Source organism: Amycolatopsis sp. NPDC114478 (assembly GCF_055633805.1).
This window is the reverse complement of record NZ_JBVKDO010000001.1, coordinates 21,230-40,664: the sequence shown is the minus strand read 5'-3', so window position 1 is coordinate 40,664 and position 19,435 is coordinate 21,230. Positions and strand designations below refer to the sequence as shown.

Sequence of the window (19,435 nt, the reverse complement as noted above, 5' to 3'; positions counted from 1 at the left end):
GAGTCAGGCGGGCTCGGCGGTTTCCCGGCCCCGCTGGGTCCGCAGGAACAGCGAGACCGCTTCCGCGCGGTTCGCGGCGCCGAGCTTGCGCAGGATCTGCTTGACGTGGGACTTGGCCGTGTCCTCGGAAATCGTCAGCCGGGTCGCGATGGCGGCGTTGGTCCGGCCGTCGCCCATGAGCCGCAGTACTTCCAGCTGCCGCGGGGTCAGCGCCGACTCCACGAAGGACCGGACGGGCACCGGCCCGGGCGGAGGGACCACGGGATCTCCGATGACCGGTGCCGCGGGGTGGCCGTTGCTCAGGATCCGGTCCATGGCGTCGGCGAGGTTCATCGTGAACCGGCCGACCTCGGTCCGCAGCGAGTGCAGGCGCTCGACCAGCACGGTCCGCCGGAACGCGATGCCCAGCCCCTGGGCGAAGGTGCCGAACACCTCGCGGTCGAACTCGTCGACCTGGCGCCCCTGGCCGTGCCGGTCCGCGTGCACCAGCCCGAGCACGCCCTCGTCGCCGACCACGGGAGCGACCACATAGGACTCCAGCCGGGCGGCCTCGACCAGGCAGGCGAGCCCCCGCGCTTCGCGCTGCGCGTCCGTGACGAGCAGTGCGCGCCGCCTGCGCACGGCTTCGGTTTCGACGACCGTGCGGTCCAGGACCGGGGACTCCGCCCGTCCGATGCGCAGGATCTCCGCCGCCCAGGCGGCGTCACCCAGCACGGTGCAGGACTGGGGCACCCACACCGACTCCCGGATCTCCGAGAACAGGGCGCGGTCGAAACCGAGCCGGCACACCGCGTCCGGCACGCATTCCGCGAGCCGGGCCACCGAGCGGGCGTCCTGCAGCCGGGTCAGCGCCTCCTGGACCTGGGCGTGGACGCGCATCCGGAGGTCGAGCTGGGCCTGACGCAGTCGTTCGCGGACGTCGGAGAGCTCGATGAACAGGTCGAGGACGGCGCCGGCGTGCCCGGCGGTGGCGAGTTCGCCGACCCGTTCGGCGAGCTCGGCCAGCGCCGCTTCCGCGGCCGGGAACTCGTCGGGCACGTCCGGGCCCGGGGCATCGCCGAGCACGGACCGGGCCCGGGTGGTGACCGCCCGGACCTCGCGCAGGACGGCGTGGGGAACAGGGTGCCCGCGGCCGTTCCGGGGCGGAGTCAGCGTTGACTTCATGGTTTCCTCTCAAGCCGGGCGGGAACGCGCGGCGCCGGACCCGCTCGTCGGCCGGGTCCGGCGCCGCGCCCGGAGGATCAGGCGTCGGCGGAAACGGCGGTGGTGACGGCGAAACCCGCCACCCACTCGGGCACCGGCTCGTAGAACCGGTAGTTCATCACGTACTTCCCGCGGGCCGCCATCGCGGCGTACGCGGCGATCCAGGTCCGCACCTCGTGCGAGGAGTGCCCGGCCTGCTCGGCGAACCACTCGGTGCTCCAGCCGTCGACGAGCCGGAGTTCGCCCGCCGAAACCACATCGAGGAACTGCTGGTCCCACTCCGGGTTGATCGGCTGCATCGACGACGTGCCCGCGGCCAGGTCGAGGCCGGAGGCGATCACGCGGGCCTGCCGCCGGGCGCGCTCTTCAGGCGTCGGGTTGCGACCGTCGATCAGCCGCGCGGCGACCTCCTCGGTCGCGTTTTCCAGCTGGGGCACCGGCGGGTCGTGCGAGAGGCCGCCGGAGCCGAGGAACAGCACGCGCTGCTCGTCGAGGTGGGCGCTCGCGTGGCCGATCGCCGTGCCGAGCTGCCGGACGCGGGCGACGGGGCAGAGCGGCGCGGCGACGGAGTTGATGAAGACGGGGACGACGGGAACGCGGTCGAGCCCGCCGAACAGGAGCTGCAGCGGCTGGGAGAACCCGTGGTCGACGTACATCCGTTCGGACAGCGCGACGTCGATCCCGGCAGCCAGCACGTCTTTGGCCAGCGTCCGCGCGGACTTGGCGACCGAGAGCTCGCCGGCCGGGGTGTCGTAGTCCCCGAGCGCGGTCGCCCGCGTCCCGATGCAGAACGGCGGCATCATGTCGTAGAAGAACCCGTTGTAGTGGTCGGGCGCGAAGAGCACCACGAGGTCGGGCTCGAATCCGGCGATGAAGCGCCGCGCGTGGTCGAAAGCCTTCTCGACCCGCTCCTCAACGGCTTTCGCGGGCTGGTTGAAACCGATCAGCGGCGAATGGGACAGGGCGCACACGGCAACGGGCATCGACCCACCACCCTTTCTTTGCGGGCGTTCTTCCGGTAAGAAACATGCTAGAATCTTAGCATACCAGTCCTCGGTTTCGATGACGCAACGGAAAGGGACCTGGCATGACAGTGCCGATCGGCAATCGCAGCGAAGGCAGTCACCGAGCAGCGCGCAGGAGGACGGGGAAACGTCACCGGGCCCGTACCGCGGTCGCCCTCACGAGTGCGCTCGTGGTCGGTGGTGGGGTGCTGCTGGTCGAGCCCGTGGCCGACGGGCGGCCCTTTCCCGCGGCCGCGGCGACCAGGTCGCCGGCGCAAGGGAAACCGGTCTGGCCGGCCGTGCCGGGGGTGGAGCTTCCCGCGACGCTGCCCAGCGTGCCGGTGCTGCCGCCGCTCGCGGTCCCGGCCGGCTACCGGCTCGGCGCCGCCGCCGGATCCGGTGCGAGCACGGGCATTCCGGCCACGGTGCTCGACGCCTACCGCCGCGCCGAGGCCTCGCTCGGCCGCGCGAACCCGGGGTGTCACCTGAGCTGGGCGCTGCTCGCGGGCATCGGCAAGATCGAGTCGAACCACGCCCGCCACGGCGACGTGGACGCGCAGGGGACGATGGTCCGCCCGGTCTACGGTCCCGCCTTGGACGGTTCGCCGGGCTTCGCCAGGATGGTCGACGCGGGGAGCGGGCAATGGGCGCGTGCGGCCGGCCCGATGCAGTTCATCCCCTCGACCTGGCAGAAATGGGGGACGGACGGATCCGGTGACGGCCAAGCGGACGTGCAGAACGTCTACGATTCCACCGAGTCGGCCGGCCGGTATCTCTGCGCCGCCGATCGCGATCTGAACACCGGCGCCGGACTGCGGAGTGCTATTCTCAGTTACAACAACTCCGAGGATTACCTGAACAAGGTCATGGCGTGGATGCGAACCTATTCCGCGGGTTCGTTCGCCGTACCGGACGAACCCGGGTACGCCGGCGAAGATCCGACTTACGACGAAAGCGTGGCGTCCGTTCCGGCCCCGCCGGCGGCACCGCGCCCACCGGCCACGGGTGCCGTGTCGGCCCCGCCCGCACCGGCCAAGCCGGCCCCCGCGCCGGCCGGGCCGCCCACGCGACCGGCACCCACACCCGTGCCTGCCCCTGCGCCGGTGCCGGCACCTGCGCCGATCGCCGGGCTGCCGATCAGCGTGCCCGCACCGCTGGACGGCGTCGTCGCGACCGCCGGGCAGGTGGTGGGTGGGCTGCTCGGGCCGCTCGGCAAGCACTGAAGTCCGGTGACGACTGATGGCGCCGCCCCGGCTGGCTGGGGCGGCGCCATCAGTTTTCCGCGGGCCCGGACGTGCCACACACAAGCACGGTGCCGGGCGGGTTTCAGGAGTCTCGGCCACGGACTTCGCCGACGAGCCCGCGCCAGCGCCGCCCGTTTTCGCGCGCGCCTTCGGCGTAGGGGCCGGGAACGACGTGGTACGGCGGACGCGCGGGGCCGGCGGTGACGTAGCCGGCTTCGTCGAAGCGGAGCTTCTCGAGGGCGATGTTGTACTTGGAGAACTCGGGGAAGTTCGTCCGGGCGAGGAACGGCTCGTACGTCCACTCGATGCGCCGGGTGAGGTGCCGCGCCGCGTCGACGTCCCCGGCCCGGATCGCGTCGCGCAGGGCGAGCACGGGCTCCGGACCGCACAGGGCGCTGCTGCTCCAGCAGCCGAGCGCCGTTTCCGGATGCAGCGTGTGCGCCGCGAGCCAGTCGCTCTCCAGCGGCAGCAACCGGAGCCGGCTGCCGACCGCCGCCATGTCCGCGCCGAACTTCGGCGTGATCGCGATGTACTTCGCGCCGATGATCTGGGGGACTTGCGCCAGCTCGGCGTAGGCGGCCGACGGGATCGGGCCCTTGAACGCCTCGGGGTTGTCGTAGAGGACGATCGCCATGTCCGGGAACAGGCCCGCGACGCCGCGGTAGAACGCGAGCAGCGTGTCGGCGCCGAGCTCGCTCCACATCGGACGGCCGAGGATGACGCCGCGCACGCCGAGGTCCCGCAGGAAGCGGATCCGGTCGACCGTGTCCCGCGTGTTGGGGGTGGTGGCCCCGACGAACAGCGGGAGGTCCGGGGCGGTGTCCGCGACGGCGTCGGCGACGCACGCGGCGAAGGCCTGCCATTCGGCGAGCGTGAGGGTCGCCATCTCGCCGAGCGTGCCGTTGGTGATGATCCCGTCCACGCCGTCGGCGACGAGCGCGCGGATCATGCGATCGGATTCGCCGAGGTCCACGGTGTCGCGCGCGGTGAGGGCGGCCGCGCCGGGCAGGGCCGGGGTGGGCGTGACGGCGATGACGCCGCGCAGGTCGTCGACACCGAACTTCTGCGCCATGGGTCTCCTCGCGTGCACCGGGAAGGGGCGGTCCGCCCGGCAGGCCAGGTGGGGGGCTGCCCTGCCTGCCGGGCGGACCGGTTCGGGGGATTTCAGGAAGCGTGGCCGAACGACTCCGGCGGCTGCAGGCCCCACGGGCTGAACGCCTTCGGGAAGTCGTCCCACACCACCGGGTCGTTGCGCCGGACCCGCGGCATCTCGGCCGAGAGCTCGTAGCGGTTGCCCGCGGCCCAGAAGTAGGTGTAGACGTTGCCGCCCACGCCGTGGCGCCCCGGCCCGACCTCGATCGGCACGCCGTGCCGGCCGAGCTCGTCGGCGGCTACCTTGAGGTGGTCGAACGACTCCATCCCGAGCGCGTAGTGGTGCAGCGACTTCCCGGCCTCCGGGGTGGAGATGATCGCGATGTCGTGGTGCAGCGTGCTGGCCCGGCACCAGGCCGCGCCGATCACCCCGGGGGCCGGGGCGAAGATGTCGGACACCTGGAAGTCCAGCAGCTCGACCAGGAAGTCGACCAGCGGCTTGGGGTCCTGCGCCTGCACCGTGATGTGGTCGAAGTCCAGCGCGCGGATCCCGCCGCGGGCGGGGGCCTTGGCCGGGTGGATGTACTGCGGCCCGGCCGAGAGCACCGCGAGCTCCATGACGTGCCCGGACGGCGCCGCGAACTGCAGGGACCGGACCACGCCGGGGTGTTCGTCGGTGCGGTTCTCGGTCACGACACCGGCTTCGGCCAGCCGCTTCGCGTAGTGGTCGAGGTCGTCGACGTCGTCGACGCGCAGGGCGAACTTCCGGACGCCGGTCCCGCCGGCGGTCAGCACGAGGTCGCAGCCGCCGTCGATGCCGACGGAGAGCCGCACGGCGCCGTCGGCGCGGCCGAGCTCCCGCATGCCCAGCACGTCGGTGTGGAAGCCGATCGCCTCGTCGAGATCGGCCACGGCGAGTTCGGCGTGGGCCACCTGAGAAATACCCATGGTGGGTCAGCTCCTGTCCATCTTGTCGTAGGGGATGTTCCCGGCGCTTTCCCGCCGGTTGATGCCGAGGGCGTCGAGCTGTCGCGAGTTCTCGACGAGGATCATGCGGACGCGTCCGGTGCCGTCGTTGTAGTGCCGGTGCCAGACCCACGGCGGGGTGTAGACGAAGTCGCCGGCCGACCACCGCAGGGTTTCCGGCCCGATTTCGGAGTAGCCGTCGCCTTCGAGTACACAATGGACGGACTCGTGCAGGTGGCGCTGGAGGTCCGTCGCCGTGCCGGCCGGGATCTCCTGCAGGTAGAACTCCATCGCCTTCGCCGGCACGTCCGCGAGGACGCCGACCCGGCTGGGGTTGCCGGTCACGTCCTCCTCGAGCCACCGGGCACTCGCCGAGCGGGTGACCAGGTGCTCCGGCATCGACCGTTCCGGGTCGTAGTCCTTCATTTCGTGGAGCTTGTGCATCCACTGGCTGAAATTCGTCATGGTTCTCCCGCTAGGTCGAGGTCATCCCGCCGTCGACGACGTGGGTCTGCCCGGTCTGGAACCCGGCGAACTCCGAGCAGAGGTGGGTCACGAGGTCGGCGATCTCCTCGGGACGTCCCCACCGGCCGACGGGCAGCTCGGTCGCGAGCTGCCGTCGTTCCAGCTCTTCGGTCGGGACACCCGCGGCGGCCGCGCGCGCCGCGGCGAGCGAACGCCGCCGCGGCGTGTCGATGTGCGCGGGGGCGATGACGTGCGTGGTGACGCCGTGCGGCGCCACCTCGGCGGCCAGCGACCGCGCCAGCGCGGCCACCCCCGCCCGCATCACATTGGACAAGTGCAGCAGGGGCAACGGCTTCACCACGCCGACCGAAGTGACGTAGATCAGCCGTCCCCACCCGGCCGCGGACATTCCCGGCAGCACCGCGTTGGTCAGCGAGATCGCACTGTCCAGCACGAGCCGGTAGGCCGAGTCCCAGTCGTGCGCCGAGAGTTCGGTGGCCTTCGCCGCGCGGGTGCCGCCGGTGTTGGACACCAGGATGTCGATGTCCCCGAGCGTTTCGCGCGCGGCGTCGGCCGCCGCGGCCGCGGCGCCGGGCTGGGTGAAGTCCGCGACCGCCCAGCCCGCCGCCCCGATCTTCCGGGCGACCTCGCCGGTGTGCGGCCCGGTCCCGGTGATGAACACCTCGGCCCCGTCCGCGCGCAGCGCCGCCGCGATCGCCGTGCCGAGCCCGCTCGACCCGGCGGTCACCAGCGCCCGCCGCCCGTGCACCGTCATGCCGCCGCACCCTCCCCGGTCCCGCCGGGCAGGAGCCCGGACTCCTTGATCGAGGTGGCCAGCAGCCCGTCGATCAGGCCCAGCGGCTCGGTCCAGTCGTACTGGTTGAACTGGGTGTTGATGCGGAGGAACAGCGGATCGCCCGCGTAGAACCGCTCGTAGAGCTCGTGGCGGCCGCCGAAGGCGGAGACCGCGAGATCGGCGGCGATCTTGTAGATCGCGATGCGGTCCAGGCTGTTCGTGTCGGGACCGCGGTAGAACCGGGCGATGTCCGCGGCGATCGGCGAGTCGAACGCGCTCACGTCGGCCGGCTGGTAGAGCAGGCCGCCGGCGAGGATCTGCTGCAGGATCTCGCGGACGCGCGGGTACCAGCGGTTCGCGGAGTTGCGGACCGCGTACAGCGGCCGGACGTCGGGGAACAGGATGCCGTCGTCGTTGCGCTGCGCGCCGGCTTCCGCGGCGAGGACGGCGGCCCGGGTCAGCTCGATGTAGGTGGTGATCTCGCCGAGCGCGTCGCGGACCTGGGGGAACTGGTCGGTCTTGACGATCTCGGTCGCCCGCTTGGCGATGCCCGCGACGAACTGGAGCTTCGCCAGCAGCCGCACCGACGTCTGGACGCCGGTGAAGGCGTTGGAGTTGATCGCCCAGATGTTGTTGACCCGCTCGAAGTCCTGGTTGATGAAGACCCGCTCCCAGGGGACGAGCACGTCGTCGAACACGACCACGGCGTCCATCTCGTCGAACCGGCTGGAGAGCGGGTGGTCGAAGCTGTTCCCGCCGCCGAACGGTTCGCGGCAGATCAGCCGGACGCCCGGGGCGTCGGCCGGGATGGCGAACGCGATGGCGTACGGCTTCTCCTCGGCCCCGTACTTCCGGAGCGAGAACGGCCAGACGAGGATCTCGTCGGAGTAGGGCGCCGCCGTGGCGAGCATCTTCGCGCCGCTCACGATGATGCCGTCCGGGGTTTCGCGCTTGACGCCGAGGTAGGTGAAGGGATCCGGCTGCTGCGACGGCGGCTTCGACCGGTCGACCGGCGGGTCAGCCAAGGCATGCGACAGGAAGAGGTCGTTGTCCCGCACGTACTTGTAGTACGCGCGCACCCGGTCGGCGCCTTCGCCGAAGAACTCGGCGTTGGCGTTCCACGCCACCAGCATCGCGCTGACGAAGTCCGTGCTGCGCCCCATCATGCCGAGGCTGGAGTCCGCCCACTGCTTGTGCATGACGCGGCGGAGCTCGAGGTCTTCGGCCGTGCGGGGCATCAGGAACTGCACGCCTGCCTTGCCGTCGCCGTCTTCGGGGGAGAAGAGCATGCTGTCACTTTTGGACTGCAGGTCGTAGAGGCGGGCGATTTCGGCCGCGGCGCCGGACGTCGCCCGGTGCCCGGCCACGTCGGTGATCTTCTCGGCCCCGACCCACAGCTCGGGGCTGTGGGTGCGCAGCCGGTCGAGGTACGCGGCGCCGTTTCGTGCGGTCATCACTTTCCTTTCAAGAACCTGATGTGGGTCTCGTTGAACTGGTCCGGCTTCTCCCACTGCGGCCAGTGGCCCGCGCCCTCGATGACCTCGAGGCGGCTCCCGGGGATCAGCTCTTCCAGCAGCGCGGCTTCTTCGACCGAAGCCGTCGGGTCGTGGTCGGTCCACAGCAGCAGGGTCGGCGAGACGATGCGGCCGCACCACTGCGACGACCAGACGTACGGCCGCCGGTGTTCCCAGTCCTGCACCGCGAGGATGTTGCGCATCGCGGTTTCGAACCCCGGCTGGGTGTAGATCCGCAGCCGCAGGTCGACGAGCTCGTCGGTGACGAGGCTCTTGTCGTGGAAGAGCCACTCGACCCGGGTGCGCACGCTCTGCCGGCTCGCCTCGCGGACCGCCTTCATGCTCGATTCCTTCAGCCCGGCCATCACTTCCGGCTTGTTCGTGATGTTGCCCGGGGTGTTGAGCACCAGCCGGTCGACCCGGTCGGGGTGGTGCGCGGCGGTCCACGCCGCCACCCAGCCACCGAGCGACTCACCGGAGAGGTGGGCCTTTTCGATGCCCAGCGCGTCCAGGACCGCGATCAGGTGGTCGCTGAGGAAATCGATCGTGTAAGGCCGGTCGGGCTTGGCCGAATGTCCGTGTCCCGCCATGTCGTAGACGACGATCCGGAATTCTTTCGCCAGGTCGCGGATGTTGCGGGAGTAGGCTTCCAGGTGGCCGCCGGTGCCGTGCACCATGACGAGGGCGGGCCCGCTTCCCGCTTCCACCACCCGGGTGGCGATGCCGGCCGCGTCCACGGTCCGCTGGCGCAGCTCGACGCCCGCCAAATCGCCCCAGATGCTTACGTGCTGCTCCACAGCGTTCCTTCCTGTCGCGACGTCGTTCCATGTTGGCATACTAGAATCTCAGAGGCAACCCGTGGTGGCGGCGAAATCGCCGCCGCCCGATGGGGAAAAGAAAAACGGGTGTCACGGCCGGAGGCATGACACCCGTTCAGGTGAATGTGGCTACACTTCCACGAACTTCCAGAATCGCGAAACGTGCTCCTCCATGAGCTTGCCGGCGCGTTCGGCGTCCCGCTGCTCGATCGCTTCCGCGATCTCGGTGTGCTCGCTCTGCGCCTGCTTCAGGTCCGTGCTCAACCGGTTCTTCTGGAGGTAGAAGTCGTTGAGGTCCCAGGTGTCCATGGCCAGGTCGGCCAAGCGTTGGTTGCCGCTGGCGGCCAAAACGGCGGAGTGGAAGTCCCGGTTGGCCCCGGCGAAGGCGAGGGCGTCGTTCCGCTTGGCCGGGCCGGTGCCCCGCACCAGCATGTCGTCGATCTCGGCCAGCTGGGTGTCGGTGGCGGTGAGCGCCGCGAGCCGGGCACCCGCTCCCTCGAGGATGCCCGCCACCGCGAAGTGGTCGCGCACCTTGCGTTCGTCCGGGACCGTCACCTGGCAGCCGACCTGCGGGATGACCGAGATGAACCCGGCGGCGGCCAGTCGCATCACCGCGTCCATGACCGGCCGGCGGCTCACGCCGAACTCCGTCGCGAGGTCGTAGGTGCTGAGGATCTCGCCGAACTGGTGGCGGCCCTCGAGCAGCTGGGTGAGGAGTGCTTGGTAGATCTGGTCCGTTTTGGTGACTGACGCGATCATGGGCATGGACTATCCGGCCCTTCGGTGCGGGAAGGTCGGCGTTGGGCGTATGTCGATCACGCCGAGATTCTAGCGTGTCAATGGCGCGCGGGGTGCGCCGAAACGGGAGTCCGGGTGCTCCGGCCGGCTCATTGGGCCGGGTGGAGCAAGGGCTCCCGCCGTCTGGTCGGCAGTGCCGAAGCCGGAGCGGGCGACCGCTCCGGCTTCGGGCAGGTCGAGGCTGCCGCCCGCGACCCCGGTCAGCCCACCGACCAGTCGGTGTCGTCGATCTGGCCGAACATCTTCATCGCGGCTTCGAGGCCGGGCAGGTTGGCGAGCGCCACCGACATGGACCCGCGGAACTTGACCTTCCGGGTGACCATCGCCTTGGCGGCGGGCAGCTCGCCATCGCCGAGACGCTGCCAGGTCTCGACCTTCGCGGTCAGCAGGAAGTCCGGCTTCACGCCTTCGGCCGGCGCTCCGGCGCGCACGACTTCGCCCGCGTTGACCTCGATCTGGCCCGCGCGGCTCTCGTCCTCGGCGAGCCGGTACTCCACGACCATGCTCAGCTTCTTCAGGCCCTCGCGCGTCGCGTCCGTGGTGTTCCAGAGCTCGGCGTAGGACTTCATCCACTCCGGCGACAGGACGGGTGTTCCCATGGTGCGCTCTCCTTCGGTTCGCCTCCGCGGCGGACAACTGGGGTTTGACAACGACGCTGAAGATACTAGTATCTTAGAAAGCCAGTCAAGCTGTCGACGCGGCCCTGACCATTCCGGGCCCGCGATTCTTCGGAGGAGACAAAGATGTCCGACGCCAAGGCGGTCACATGTTGAGGGATGAACTCCGGCAGATCCTCGAGAAGGGTTTGCGTGACGTAGAGGCCGACTGGACCGTTCCGGCCGCGATCATCAACGACCCGGAGATGCACGACGCCGAGCGTGAGCGCGTCTTCGGCCGCTCCTGGGTTTTCCTCGCCCACGAAAGCGAAATCCCGGAGCGCGGCGACTACGTCGTCCGGTACATCTCGGAAGATCAATTCATCGTCTGCCGGGACGAAGACGGCGAAGTCCGCGGCCACCTGAACAGCTGCCGCCACCGCGGCATGCAGGTGTGCCGCGCCGAAATGGGGAACGCCTCCCATTTCCGCTGCCCGTACCACGGCTGGACCTACAACAACAAAGGCAGCCTCGTCGGCGTCCCGGCCGGACGCGAGGCGTACGGCAACAAGCTCGACAAGTCCCTGTGGCAGCTCAAGCCGGTCCCCAAGCTGGACACCTACAAGGGTTTGATCTTCGGCTGCCTCGACCCGGACGCCCAGTCCCTCGACGACTACCTCGGGGACATGAAGTTCTACCTCGACCTCGTGCTGGACCGCAGTGACGCCGGCCTGCAGGTCGTCGGAGCTCCCCAGCGCTGGATCGTCGACGCGAACTGGAAGCTCGGTGCCGACAACTTCATCGGCGACGCCTACCACACGATGATGACCCACCGGTCCATGGTGGAGCTCGGGCTCGCCCCGCCGGACCCGAAGTTCGCGCTCTACGGCGAGCACGTGCACACCGAGCACGGCCACGGCCTCGGCATCATCGGCCCGCCGCCGGGGATCCCGCTGCCCGAGTTCCTCGGTATGCCGGAGAACATCGTCGAGCAGCTGCAGCGCCGGCTTTCGCCGGAGCAGGTGGAGGTGTTCCGGCCGGTCGCGTTCATCCACGGCACCGTGTTCCCGAACCTGTCGATCGGCAACTTCCTGATGTCGAAGGACCACGTCTCGCCGCCGACGTCGTTCCTGACGCTCCGGCTGTGGCACCCGATCGGCCCGGACAAGATGGAGATCATGTCCTTCTTCCTGGTCGAGAAGGAAGCGCCGGACTGGTACAAGGAAGAGAGCTACCAGGCCTACGTGCGCACGTTCGGCATCTCCGGGGCCTTCGAGCAGGACGACGCCGAGAACTGGCGCAGCATCACCCGGGTCCTGGGTGCCCAGTACGCCAAGACCATGGAGCTCAACTACCAGATGGGCCGCGGCGTCTACGAGCCCGACCCCGACTGGCCCGGTCCCGGCAAGGCGTTCCCGATGGACTACGCCGAAGCCAACCAGCGCAACTTCATGGAGTACTGGATGCAGCTGATGGTCACGGACCCGGCGTCCCACACCGGCAACGGCAAGGTCTCCGACGCCGCCGCGGCCGAAGCGCTCACGCGGGCGGAGGCGTAGCGAACATGACCACAGCAACGGAAATCACCGACGCCACGGTCCGCGAAGTCAGCGAGTGGCTCTTCGGCGAGGCCGAACTGCTCGACACCGGCAAGTACCGCGAATGGCTCGACCTGGTCGCCGAGGACCTGTCGTACGTCGTGCCGCTGCGGGTGACGCGCGAACGCGAGGCCGACACGGACATCGTCGAGGGGATGACCCTGATGGACGATGACTGGGACTCGATGGAAATGCGCGTCCTGCGACTGGAAACCGAGTACGCGTGGGCGGAGGACCCGCCGTCGCGATCGCGGCACTTCGTGACCAACGTCCGGGTCGCCGCCGGCGAGGCGGAGGGCGAGCTGGCCGTCAAGTCGAACCTGCTGCTGTACCGCACCCGCGGTGACGTCGCGACTTTCGACATCCTTTCCGGCGAGCGCCACGACGTGCTCCGCCGGGTGGCCGGCGGCTACCGGCTCGCCAAGCGGGTGGTCGTGCTCGACCAGACCACCGTCATGACGCACAACCTCGCCCTGATCATGTGACGGAGGCAGTTCGGTGACCATCATCCACAACGAGGGCCAGGACCCGATCATCCAGATCGCCAACGAGTTCACGGTGATCCAGGTCAGCTACACCAGCACCGGCCAGCGTGAGCGCCTCCTGGTCAGCTCGCCCCGGCTCGGGTTCCAGACCCTGCTCGACCCGCTGCAGCTGGAAAGCCTCACCTGGCAGCCGCCCGAAACGTTTTCGAAGCTGCTCGACACCCCGTACGGCCCCGGCACGGAGCTCAACGCGCGCCCGCTGTCGGCTCTGCTCGGAAAGGACTGATTCCCATGGGTTTCCTGGACGGGAAGGTCGCCCTCGTCACCGGCGGGGGATCGGGTATCGGCCGGGCCGTGGTCGATCTCTACGTGCGAGAGGGCGCGAAGGTCGGCATCCTCGAGATCTCGCCCGAGAAGGCGCAGGACCTGCGGGAGAAACTGCCCGCGGACGCCGTGGTCGTGACGCAGGGCGACGCGACTTCCATGTGGGACAACGAGCGCGCCGTCGCGGACGTGACCAAGGCGTTCGGGTCGCTGACCACGCTGGTGTGCGCGGTGGGCGTGTTCGACTACTTCACCGAGATCCCGCAGCTGCCGAAGGACAAGATCGGCGAGGCGTTCGACCAGCTCTTCGGCGTCAACGTGAAGAGCAACCTGCTGAGCGTGAAGGCCGCGCTGGAGCAGCTGATCGAGAACCGGGGTCAGGTGATCCTGACCATTTCCAACGCCGGGTTCTACCCCGGCGGCGGTGGTCCGCTCTACGTGGCGTCGAAGTTCGCCGTCCGCGGTCTGGTGACCGAGCTCGCGTACGAGCTGTCGCCGCACGTGCGGGTCAACGGAGTGGCGCCCGGCGGCACGATCACGGACCTGCGGGGGATTCCCGCGCTGGCGAACGAAGGCCAGTCGCTGAAGGACGTCCCGGACATCGAAGGCCTGATCAAGGGGATCAACCCGCTGGGCGTCGTCGCCCAGCCGGAGGACCACTCCTGGGCCTACGCGTTCCTCGCCGCCAAGGAACGCGCCCCCGCGGTCACCGGCACGATCATCCACAGCGACGGCGGCCTGGGCGTGCGCGGGATGACGCGCATGGCGGGGCTCGAACCCTGATCCGCCTGCCGCACCCAAGCGGGGAGACGGCCTCGGAAACCCCGAGTTCCGGGGCCGTCTCCTTTTCCACCCTCGAAAGGAGGCGTCGATGAAGACGCTGGTGGCCACCGAAGAAACCCAGGCCGATCCCGCCACCGCACTGTGGATCTGTGATGTCTGCCAGGACGTGTACGACCCCCGCCTCGGCGACCCCGAAGGCGGGATCGAGCCCGGCACGTCGTTCGCCGACATCCCGGACGACTGGGTCTGCCCCGTGTGCGGGGCGCGCAAGAAGGAGTTCCGGATGCTCGCGCCGGGCGAGGAGTACGACGTCGAGGACGACGCCTACGCTGGAGCGCAGGGGTGAACACGCCGGGCCGCGTTCTCGTCTGCCTCAAGCAGGTCCCGGTGCCGGGGCGGGGCGTCTTCGACGAACGCACGAAACGGATCCGCCGGGACGACGACCAGGTCGTCACCAACCCGCCGGACCTGCACGCGCTGGCGCAGGCGCTGACCCTGCGGGCGGAGACCGGCTGGGAGGTGGTCGCCGTGACGATGGGGCCGCCGGCCGCCGCGTCGGCCCTGCTCGACGCGCTGAGCCGGGGTGCCGACCGGGCCGTGCACCTGGTCGACCGCCGGTTCGCCGGTGCCGACACCCTGGCGACGGCCCGCGCGCTCGCCCGGCTCGTCGAACGGGAACGCCCGGACCTGGTGCTCACCGGCCGGTGGACGCTGGACGGCGGCACCGCGCAGGTCGGCCCGCAGGTCGCGGAGCTGGCCGGGCTCCCGCAGCTGACCCAGGCCACGAACCTGCGGGTCGGCGACGGCGTCCTCGCCGCGGACGTCGAAACCGACGTCGGCCGGGAAGCCTGGACCGTCGCGTTGCCCGCGGTGGTCTCCGTCGGGCGGGGCGCCGAGCCGCCGTTCGTGACCCCCGCCGATCCGTCGGCCGTCGAAACGCTCACCGCCGAGGATCTCGGCGGCGGACCGCGCGACTTCGGCACCCGGGGTTCGCCGACCTTCGTGGCCGAGATCCGGCACGACGCCCGCGAACGCAAGGCCGAGTACGTCGGGGCCGGGTTCGACACCGCCGAACTGCTGCGGGCGGCCTTCGCGCCGCTCGAGCCCGAGGCCGACGTCGTCGTGACCGGCCCGTCGCGCGAGATCTGGGCGGTCGCCGAGCCGCTGCCCGGCGGTGGCCTCCACCCGACGAGTCTCGAAGCGCTGGCCTGCGCTCGCTCGGTCGCCGGTGACCTGCGGGCCACGATCGTGGCGGTGCTGCCGTGCGACCAGCCGCACGACCTCCCGCGCGTGCTCTACGCGCACGGGGCCGACCGGGTGCTGGTGCTGCGGGGGACCGAGCCGGCGGACTACCGCACGGACCTGGTCACCGACGCACTGAGCACGGCGATCGCCGCGCACACGCCGTTCGCGGTGATCGCGCCGTTCAGCGCCCGTGGCCGCGACTACGCCCCGCGTGTCGCCGCGCGGCTCGGGCTCGGCCTGACCGGGGACTTCACCGCCCTGGAGGTCCGTGACGCGGACACCGACGAGCCCGACCTGCTGTGGCTCAAACCGGCGCTGTCGGCGGACGTGGTCGCGCCGGTGATCGCGCACTCCACGCCGTCGATGGGCACCCTGCGACCCGGGTCCTTCACGGCACGAGCCGTTCGCGATCAGCGGGAGCCTGATGTCGAGTTCGCCGGTGGCACCGCGACCGGCGACGGTGCATGCACCGCGGTCGAGCGCCGGGTCGAGCGTCCGGACGCCCCGAGGCTCGCCGCGGCGCGGCTGGTCATCGGGCTCGGGCCGGGTCTGGGCACCGGTGCCCGCCGCGTCGCCGAACGCGTCGCCGCGACACCGGGGATCGCGCTCGTCGCGACGGCCGCCGCGGTCGCCGCGGGGGAGGCGCCCCCGCAGCTCGAGATCGGGCCGCTCGCGCGCAGCATCGCGCCCGTGGTCTACCTCGGGTTCGGGCGCCACGACCTCGGCACGCTCCAGGCGGTCAAGGGCGCCGGCCGCGTGGTCGTCGTCGACCCGGGTGCCTGGCTCGACGCCTTCACCGGTCTGGCCGACACCGTCGTCACCGCGAACGTCGAGGGCGTCCTGCTGGACCTGCTGCTGGCAACGGCGGGCGCGGTCGCCAGCTGAGCTCCCGGAAACCCAAGGAGGACCCATGAGTACCGCCGCGCCGGCGGCGAACGTCGACCCTCGGCGGTTTCGCGACGCCATGGGCCGGTTCGCCACCGGCATCACGATCATCAGCACGCCGACGCCGGCGGGACCGCACCACATGACCGCGAACGGCTTCATGTCGGTGTCCCTCGAGCCCGCCCTCGTCGTGGTGTCCATCGCCCGCCGCGCCAAGATGCACGGCTTCCTCCTGGCCAGCGGCGTCTACGGCGTCAGTGTCCTCGCCGCGGACCAGGAATCCGTCAGCCAGCACTTCAGCGGCCGTCCGGACCCGAACCTGCTGCCGCGGTTCGACGACCACGCCGGAGTTCCGCTCGTGGCCGGGGCGCTGGCGCAGGTGAGTGCGGAGATCGTCGACGCCCACCCCGCCGGTGACCACACGTTGTTCGTCGGCGAGGTGCGCCAACTCGCCGACGCCGCGGGCGAGCCACTGGTGTTCCACGCCGGCCGCTACCGCCACCTGCTCAGCCCCGCGGCGGACTCGGAGTACTCCGAATCCTGGTCCGGCTTCTGCCTGGACCCGTTCGGTCCCTCTTCCGGCGCCTGAACTCGGAGGTAATCAATGCCCCCGCCCCATCCGGTGGCTGCCGCTGTCCGTGAAGCCGCGGACCTGCTGCGGAACGCCGCCGACGCAGGCAAGCCGTGCCTACCGATCCGCGACCGGTTCACCTTCGGCGACATCGAGGCGGCCTATGCGGTGCAACGGCTGAACACCGAGCACGCGCTGGCCGCAGGCCGGCGGCTGGCCGGCCGCAAGATCGGCCTGACGTCGCCGGCGGTCCAGCGCCAGCTGGCCGTCGCCCAGCCCGATTTCGGCGCGCTGTTCACCGACATGGCCATCGCCGACGGCGCCACCGTGCCCGCCCACCGGCTGCTGCAGCCGAAGATCGAGGCCGAGGTCGCGCTGGTGCTGACCGACGACCTGCCGGACCCCGACAGCACGGCGGCGGACGTGGTGCGCGCCACCGGCTTCGCGGCGGCGGCGCTGGAGATCGTGGACAGCCGAATCGCCGACTGGGACATCACGATCGTCGACACGGTGGCGGACAACGCGTCATCCGGCCTGTTCGTACTGGGCGGCACCCGGGTGCCACTCGACCGCGTGGACCTGCGCACGGTGCGGATGACGTTGTCCCGCAACGGTTCGGTGGTCTCACAAGGCACCGGCGCGGACTGCCTCGGCAGCCCGCTCGCGGCCGCCCGGTGGCTGGCGTCCACATTGGCCCGCCGGGGAGATCCGTTGCGGGCGGGGGACATCGTGCTGACGGGCGCCCTCGGCCCGATGGTCACGGTCGCCCCGGGCGACGTCTTCCACAGCGAGATCTCCGGCCTCGGCTCAGTGCGGGTCGGCTTCGCACCCGAAGGGGAATCGCGATGAGCAAAGCGCGGTGCCCAGTGTGTCCGAGCCGGCCCCGGGTGTGACTCGACCCGCACGGTCGTCAAGCCGTGCGCTGCGGCCTGGTCGAGCATGTGCGTGACCAGGGCGGTGCCGACACCGAGCCCTTGCGCCCATCCGCGACGAGGAGCAGATCCAGTTCCGGAGGCTGCGGGATCAGGCGCGGTACGGCGTTAGGTGGTTGGTCGGGGGACGGGGATTTCGGTGTTGAGCACGATCGTGCCGGTGGTGTCGGTGGCGAGCAGGGTCAGGCGTCCCGAATGCGCAGGGGGTGCCGGAGACCACTGCATTCGCAGCCGGTCCAGATGGTCTCCCGATTCGGCCGAGCCGCCAGTCCGGCGATACGCGGTGCCCTGCTCGTCGCGTAGTTCCCAGGTGAGGTCGGCCAGTGGCGAGCCGACAACCGCCCGGCCCGGTCTCTCGGTGGCCTGCCCGCGGCGTTGGCGTTTCATCCACTCCAGCTGCTCACGCGCGGCCTGCGCTCGCCTGGTGCGATGCTCCGGGCCGGGGTCGGTGTAGAGGTCGGCCAGGAACCGGTCGCTCCACAGCTCCGCCGAGATCAGCGTCACCGGCAGTCCGCCGAGGTGGCCGAGTAGCCGCGGCCCCGCCAGCACACCCCGCAACGTCGGCGGATCGAGCGGCTCGGCCGGCTCGCGGGCGACGACCGGCGCCGAACCCGCCCGCACAGCCACGGGAGCGAAGGCACCCGCGGCTGTCGAGGACGACACCGAGAACGACACCGACCGGATTTCCGGCCTGATCCCGGCCTCATCGAGGAGGTCGAGCGCAGTGCTTTCCTGCTCGTCGGTGAGCACCCCGGTATCACCGAGCGCCTCGACCTGCGCCGCGAGCCGACTTCCGATCAGGCGCAACGGATCCACGCCGGCGGGGCGCTCGCGCCGAGCACGGCTCACCCCGGCCACGGCCGGTCGAAAGACCTGCGTCAACCACTGTTCCCCGGACAGCGTCACGACTCCATTCTACCGGCGGTGCGTAGCTCCTCGAGGGCCTTCAGGAGGCAGACGGCGAACTCGTCCTCGGCGGGCATGGCGGCCGCGAATTTCCGGTAGTTGGTGGTGCCGGCGACCTTCGGCGAAATCCCGCCCGGGGGTGCGGGGATGTCCGAGTTCGCGCGGGGCGCAGTCGTACGGCAGTCGTTCCGGGCCCGGTCGATCACAACGGATCGGGGTGGAGGAGTGCTGCGGCGAGCGGTGTCTGCTGGTAGAGCACTTCACGACCGCGTCGTGCGGCGGTGACCAGACCGGCGTCGCGAAGCACCGTGAGGTGCTCGGAGACCGTCGCCGGAGCGAGGCCGACTCGATGGGCCAGGCCGCTGGTGGTACTCGGGACCAGGGTCTCGGCCAGCACGGATGCGCGACCGGAGCCGAGGAGCCGCGCGATGGCGGGTGATCGCGTGGCCGGTTCCCACAGCCGTGCCGCGCCGAGCATCGGGTAAACCAGCGCCGGAGGAGTGACGGAGGTGTCGTCGGTGGGCCCGATCCCGAGGTTCGGCCACCCGAAGGCCGTGGGCACGAGAACAAGGCCGCGGCCGCGCAGATCCACCGTGCCGTGCCGGAAGCCTGTGAGGTGCAGCTCTTCGTTCTTCCAGGTCGCTCGCCGGTGCAGGTCGGCGAACAGTCCTTCCATGCCGCCGTCGGCCAGCTGGCGTGCCCGGGTCGTGATGTCGGTGTCGAGCAGGCCGCGGATCCGGTCCCACAGTGGCTCGACCAGTGCCTGCCAGGCCAGCCGCTGCTGGGTGACCAAGGTGTTCCTGGCGATGACGGGGTCGCCGGTGAGGACTCGGCGGAGATCGTCGCGCAGGGCGTGGCGATCGATGCGACGAACGTGCTCGGCGAGTTCGGCGGCGACGGTGGCGGGATCGGTGGCCCGGACCTGAGCGAGGTCGTCCTCGATGGTGGTGAGCGCGCCGGTCGGGCTCGGCCACAGGAAATCCGGCCCATACCCGTTGCTCGGGGCGGCGGCGTCCAGCAGTCCCAGATCAAGCCGGGCGATGACGGGCCGGACATCGCGCAGCCACGGCCGGTACCAGCCGTGGCGACCCGGCTTCTTGAGCACCAGAAGGGCCGACATCGTTTCCTGCAGCGGCGAGATCGCGAACCGGCACCGGGCGGCGTCCCCGCGTCCGAACCTCAGCACAAGAGTCATTTCGCGAAAACGCTA

Annotated in this window: 22 protein-coding genes; 9 read left to right on the top strand and 13 right to left on the bottom strand. The window is 70.5% G+C overall.

Annotation, left to right across the window (positions count from 1 at the left end; translation table 11 throughout):
* Positions 1-3: 3 nt before the first annotated feature.
* Together ACZ7OH_RS00210 and ACZ7OH_RS00205 are read right to left on the bottom strand one after the other, a co-directional pair.
* Positions 4-1,164, bottom strand: a complete 1,161-nt coding sequence (locus tag ACZ7OH_RS00210; RefSeq protein WP_470278856.1) for a LuxR C-terminal-related transcriptional regulator — start codon at positions 1,162-1,164, stop codon at positions 4-6.
* 77 nt (positions 1,165-1,241) lie between these two features.
* Entirely contained in the window at positions 1,242-2,186 is a 945-nt protein-coding gene (locus ACZ7OH_RS00205; protein WP_470278855.1) for a 3-carboxyethylcatechol 2,3-dioxygenase, read from the bottom strand.
* A 104-nt stretch (positions 2,187-2,290) separates the two neighbouring features.
* Here ACZ7OH_RS00205 and ACZ7OH_RS00200 point away from each other — a divergent pair, with 104 nt between their 5' ends.
* The gene (locus tag ACZ7OH_RS00200) at positions 2,291-3,430 is read left to right on the top strand and encodes a lytic transglycosylase domain-containing protein (RefSeq protein WP_470278854.1); all 1,140 of its coding nucleotides are present in this window, start codon (positions 2,291-2,293) and stop codon (positions 3,428-3,430) included.
* Positions 3,431-3,533: 103 nt separating this feature from the next.
* Here the strand turns inward: ACZ7OH_RS00200 and ACZ7OH_RS00195 are convergent, their stop codons facing one another.
* The 8 genes from ACZ7OH_RS00195 to ACZ7OH_RS00160 all read right to left on the bottom strand — a co-directional run bounded on the left by ACZ7OH_RS00195 (position 3,534) and on the right by ACZ7OH_RS00160 (position 10,499).
* On the bottom strand, positions 3,534-4,523 hold the full coding sequence (locus tag ACZ7OH_RS00195; RefSeq protein ID WP_470278853.1) for a dihydrodipicolinate synthase family protein: 990 nt from the start codon (positions 4,521-4,523) through the stop codon (positions 3,534-3,536).
* A gap of 92 nt (positions 4,524-4,615) precedes the next feature.
* Complete coding sequence (locus ACZ7OH_RS00190; protein WP_470278852.1) at positions 4,616-5,491, bottom strand: VOC family protein; 876 nt, start codon at positions 5,489-5,491, stop codon at positions 4,616-4,618.
* A 6-nt stretch (positions 5,492-5,497) separates the two neighbouring features.
* Positions 5,498-5,974 (bottom strand): cupin domain-containing protein, encoded by a 477-nt coding sequence (locus ACZ7OH_RS00185; protein ID WP_470278851.1) that lies wholly within the window; start codon positions 5,972-5,974, stop codon positions 5,498-5,500.
* 10 nt (positions 5,975-5,984) lie between these two features.
* A complete protein-coding gene (locus ACZ7OH_RS00180) occupies positions 5,985-6,749 on the bottom strand; it encodes an SDR family oxidoreductase (RefSeq protein WP_470278850.1) in 765 nt (254 codons plus the stop codon).
* A complete protein-coding gene (locus tag ACZ7OH_RS00175) occupies positions 6,746-8,224 on the bottom strand; it encodes a 4-hydroxyphenylacetate 3-hydroxylase family protein (protein WP_470278849.1) in 1,479 nt (492 codons plus the stop codon). The genes ACZ7OH_RS00180 and ACZ7OH_RS00175 overlap by 4 nt, the downstream gene beginning before the upstream one ends.
* The gene (locus tag ACZ7OH_RS00170; RefSeq protein WP_470278848.1) at positions 8,224-9,081 is read right to left on the bottom strand and encodes an alpha/beta fold hydrolase; all 858 of its coding nucleotides are present in this window, start codon (positions 9,079-9,081) and stop codon (positions 8,224-8,226) included. Before ACZ7OH_RS00170 ends, ACZ7OH_RS00175 begins: the two co-directional genes overlap by 1 nt.
* Positions 9,082-9,231: 150 nt before the next feature.
* Positions 9,232-9,861: a GntR family transcriptional regulator gene (locus tag ACZ7OH_RS00165; protein WP_470278847.1), complete on the bottom strand. Its 630-nt coding sequence runs from the start codon at positions 9,859-9,861 to the stop codon at positions 9,232-9,234.
* Between the two features lie 239 nt (positions 9,862-10,100).
* Positions 10,101-10,499, bottom strand: coding sequence for an SCP2 sterol-binding domain-containing protein (locus ACZ7OH_RS00160; RefSeq protein ID WP_400908391.1), 399 nt, complete (start codon positions 10,497-10,499; stop codon positions 10,101-10,103).
* 167 nt (positions 10,500-10,666) lie between these two features.
* Between ACZ7OH_RS00160 and ACZ7OH_RS00155 the strand changes: the two genes are divergently transcribed.
* The 8 genes from ACZ7OH_RS00155 to ACZ7OH_RS00120 all read left to right on the top strand — a co-directional run bounded on the left by ACZ7OH_RS00155 (position 10,667) and on the right by ACZ7OH_RS00120 (position 17,236).
* Positions 10,667-12,055, top strand: coding sequence for a Rieske 2Fe-2S domain-containing protein (locus tag ACZ7OH_RS00155; RefSeq protein ID WP_470278846.1), 1,389 nt, complete (start codon positions 10,667-10,669; stop codon positions 12,053-12,055).
* Between the two features lie 5 nt (positions 12,056-12,060).
* Positions 12,061-12,579: an aromatic-ring-hydroxylating dioxygenase subunit beta gene (locus ACZ7OH_RS00150; protein ID WP_400908388.1), complete on the top strand. Its 519-nt coding sequence runs from the start codon at positions 12,061-12,063 to the stop codon at positions 12,577-12,579.
* 13 nt (positions 12,580-12,592) lie between these two features.
* Positions 12,593-12,865, top strand: a complete 273-nt coding sequence (locus ACZ7OH_RS00145) for a dihydrodiol dehydrogenase (protein ID WP_290057904.1) — start codon at positions 12,593-12,595, stop codon at positions 12,863-12,865.
* A gap of 5 nt (positions 12,866-12,870) precedes the next feature.
* The gene (gene hcaB / locus ACZ7OH_RS00140) at positions 12,871-13,686 is read left to right on the top strand and encodes a 3-(cis-5,6-dihydroxycyclohexa-1,3-dien-1-yl)propanoate dehydrogenase (protein WP_470278845.1); all 816 of its coding nucleotides are present in this window, start codon (positions 12,871-12,873) and stop codon (positions 13,684-13,686) included.
* Positions 13,687-13,774: 88 nt separating this feature from the next.
* Complete coding sequence (locus tag ACZ7OH_RS00135) at positions 13,775-14,032, top strand: rubredoxin (protein ID WP_470278844.1); 258 nt, start codon at positions 13,775-13,777, stop codon at positions 14,030-14,032.
* Complete coding sequence (locus tag ACZ7OH_RS00130) at positions 14,029-15,816, top strand: electron transfer flavoprotein (protein WP_470278843.1); 1,788 nt, start codon at positions 14,029-14,031, stop codon at positions 15,814-15,816. The genes ACZ7OH_RS00135 and ACZ7OH_RS00130 overlap by 4 nt, the downstream gene beginning before the upstream one ends.
* Before the next feature lie 25 nt (positions 15,817-15,841).
* Positions 15,842-16,405 (top strand): flavin reductase family protein, encoded by a 564-nt coding sequence (locus ACZ7OH_RS00125; RefSeq protein ID WP_470278842.1) that lies wholly within the window; start codon positions 15,842-15,844, stop codon positions 16,403-16,405.
* Between the two features lie 15 nt (positions 16,406-16,420).
* Positions 16,421-17,236, top strand: a complete 816-nt coding sequence (locus ACZ7OH_RS00120; protein ID WP_470278841.1) for a 2-keto-4-pentenoate hydratase — start codon at positions 16,421-16,423, stop codon at positions 17,234-17,236.
* 191 nt (positions 17,237-17,427) lie between these two features.
* On the opposite strand, the gene ACZ7OH_RS00115 is transcribed toward ACZ7OH_RS00120, so the two are convergent.
* Genes ACZ7OH_RS00115 through ACZ7OH_RS00105 form a run of 3 tightly spaced genes read right to left on the bottom strand, consistent with a single transcriptional unit; the run spans position 17,428 to position 19,420 of the window.
* Positions 17,428-18,225, bottom strand: coding sequence for a hypothetical protein (locus ACZ7OH_RS00115; RefSeq protein ID WP_470278840.1), 798 nt, complete (start codon positions 18,223-18,225; stop codon positions 17,428-17,430).
* Positions 18,222-18,431 carry a hypothetical protein gene (locus ACZ7OH_RS00110; RefSeq protein WP_470278839.1) on the bottom strand — a complete coding sequence of 70 codons (210 nt, stop codon included), beginning with the start codon at positions 18,429-18,431 and terminating at the stop codon, positions 18,222-18,224. The genes ACZ7OH_RS00115 and ACZ7OH_RS00110 overlap by 4 nt, the downstream gene beginning before the upstream one ends.
* On the bottom strand, positions 18,428-19,420 hold the full coding sequence (locus tag ACZ7OH_RS00105) for an ArsR/SmtB family transcription factor (RefSeq protein WP_470278838.1): 993 nt from the start codon (positions 19,418-19,420) through the stop codon (positions 18,428-18,430). Before ACZ7OH_RS00105 ends, ACZ7OH_RS00110 begins: the two co-directional genes overlap by 4 nt.
* Between the last annotated feature and the right edge of the window lie 15 nt (positions 19,421-19,435).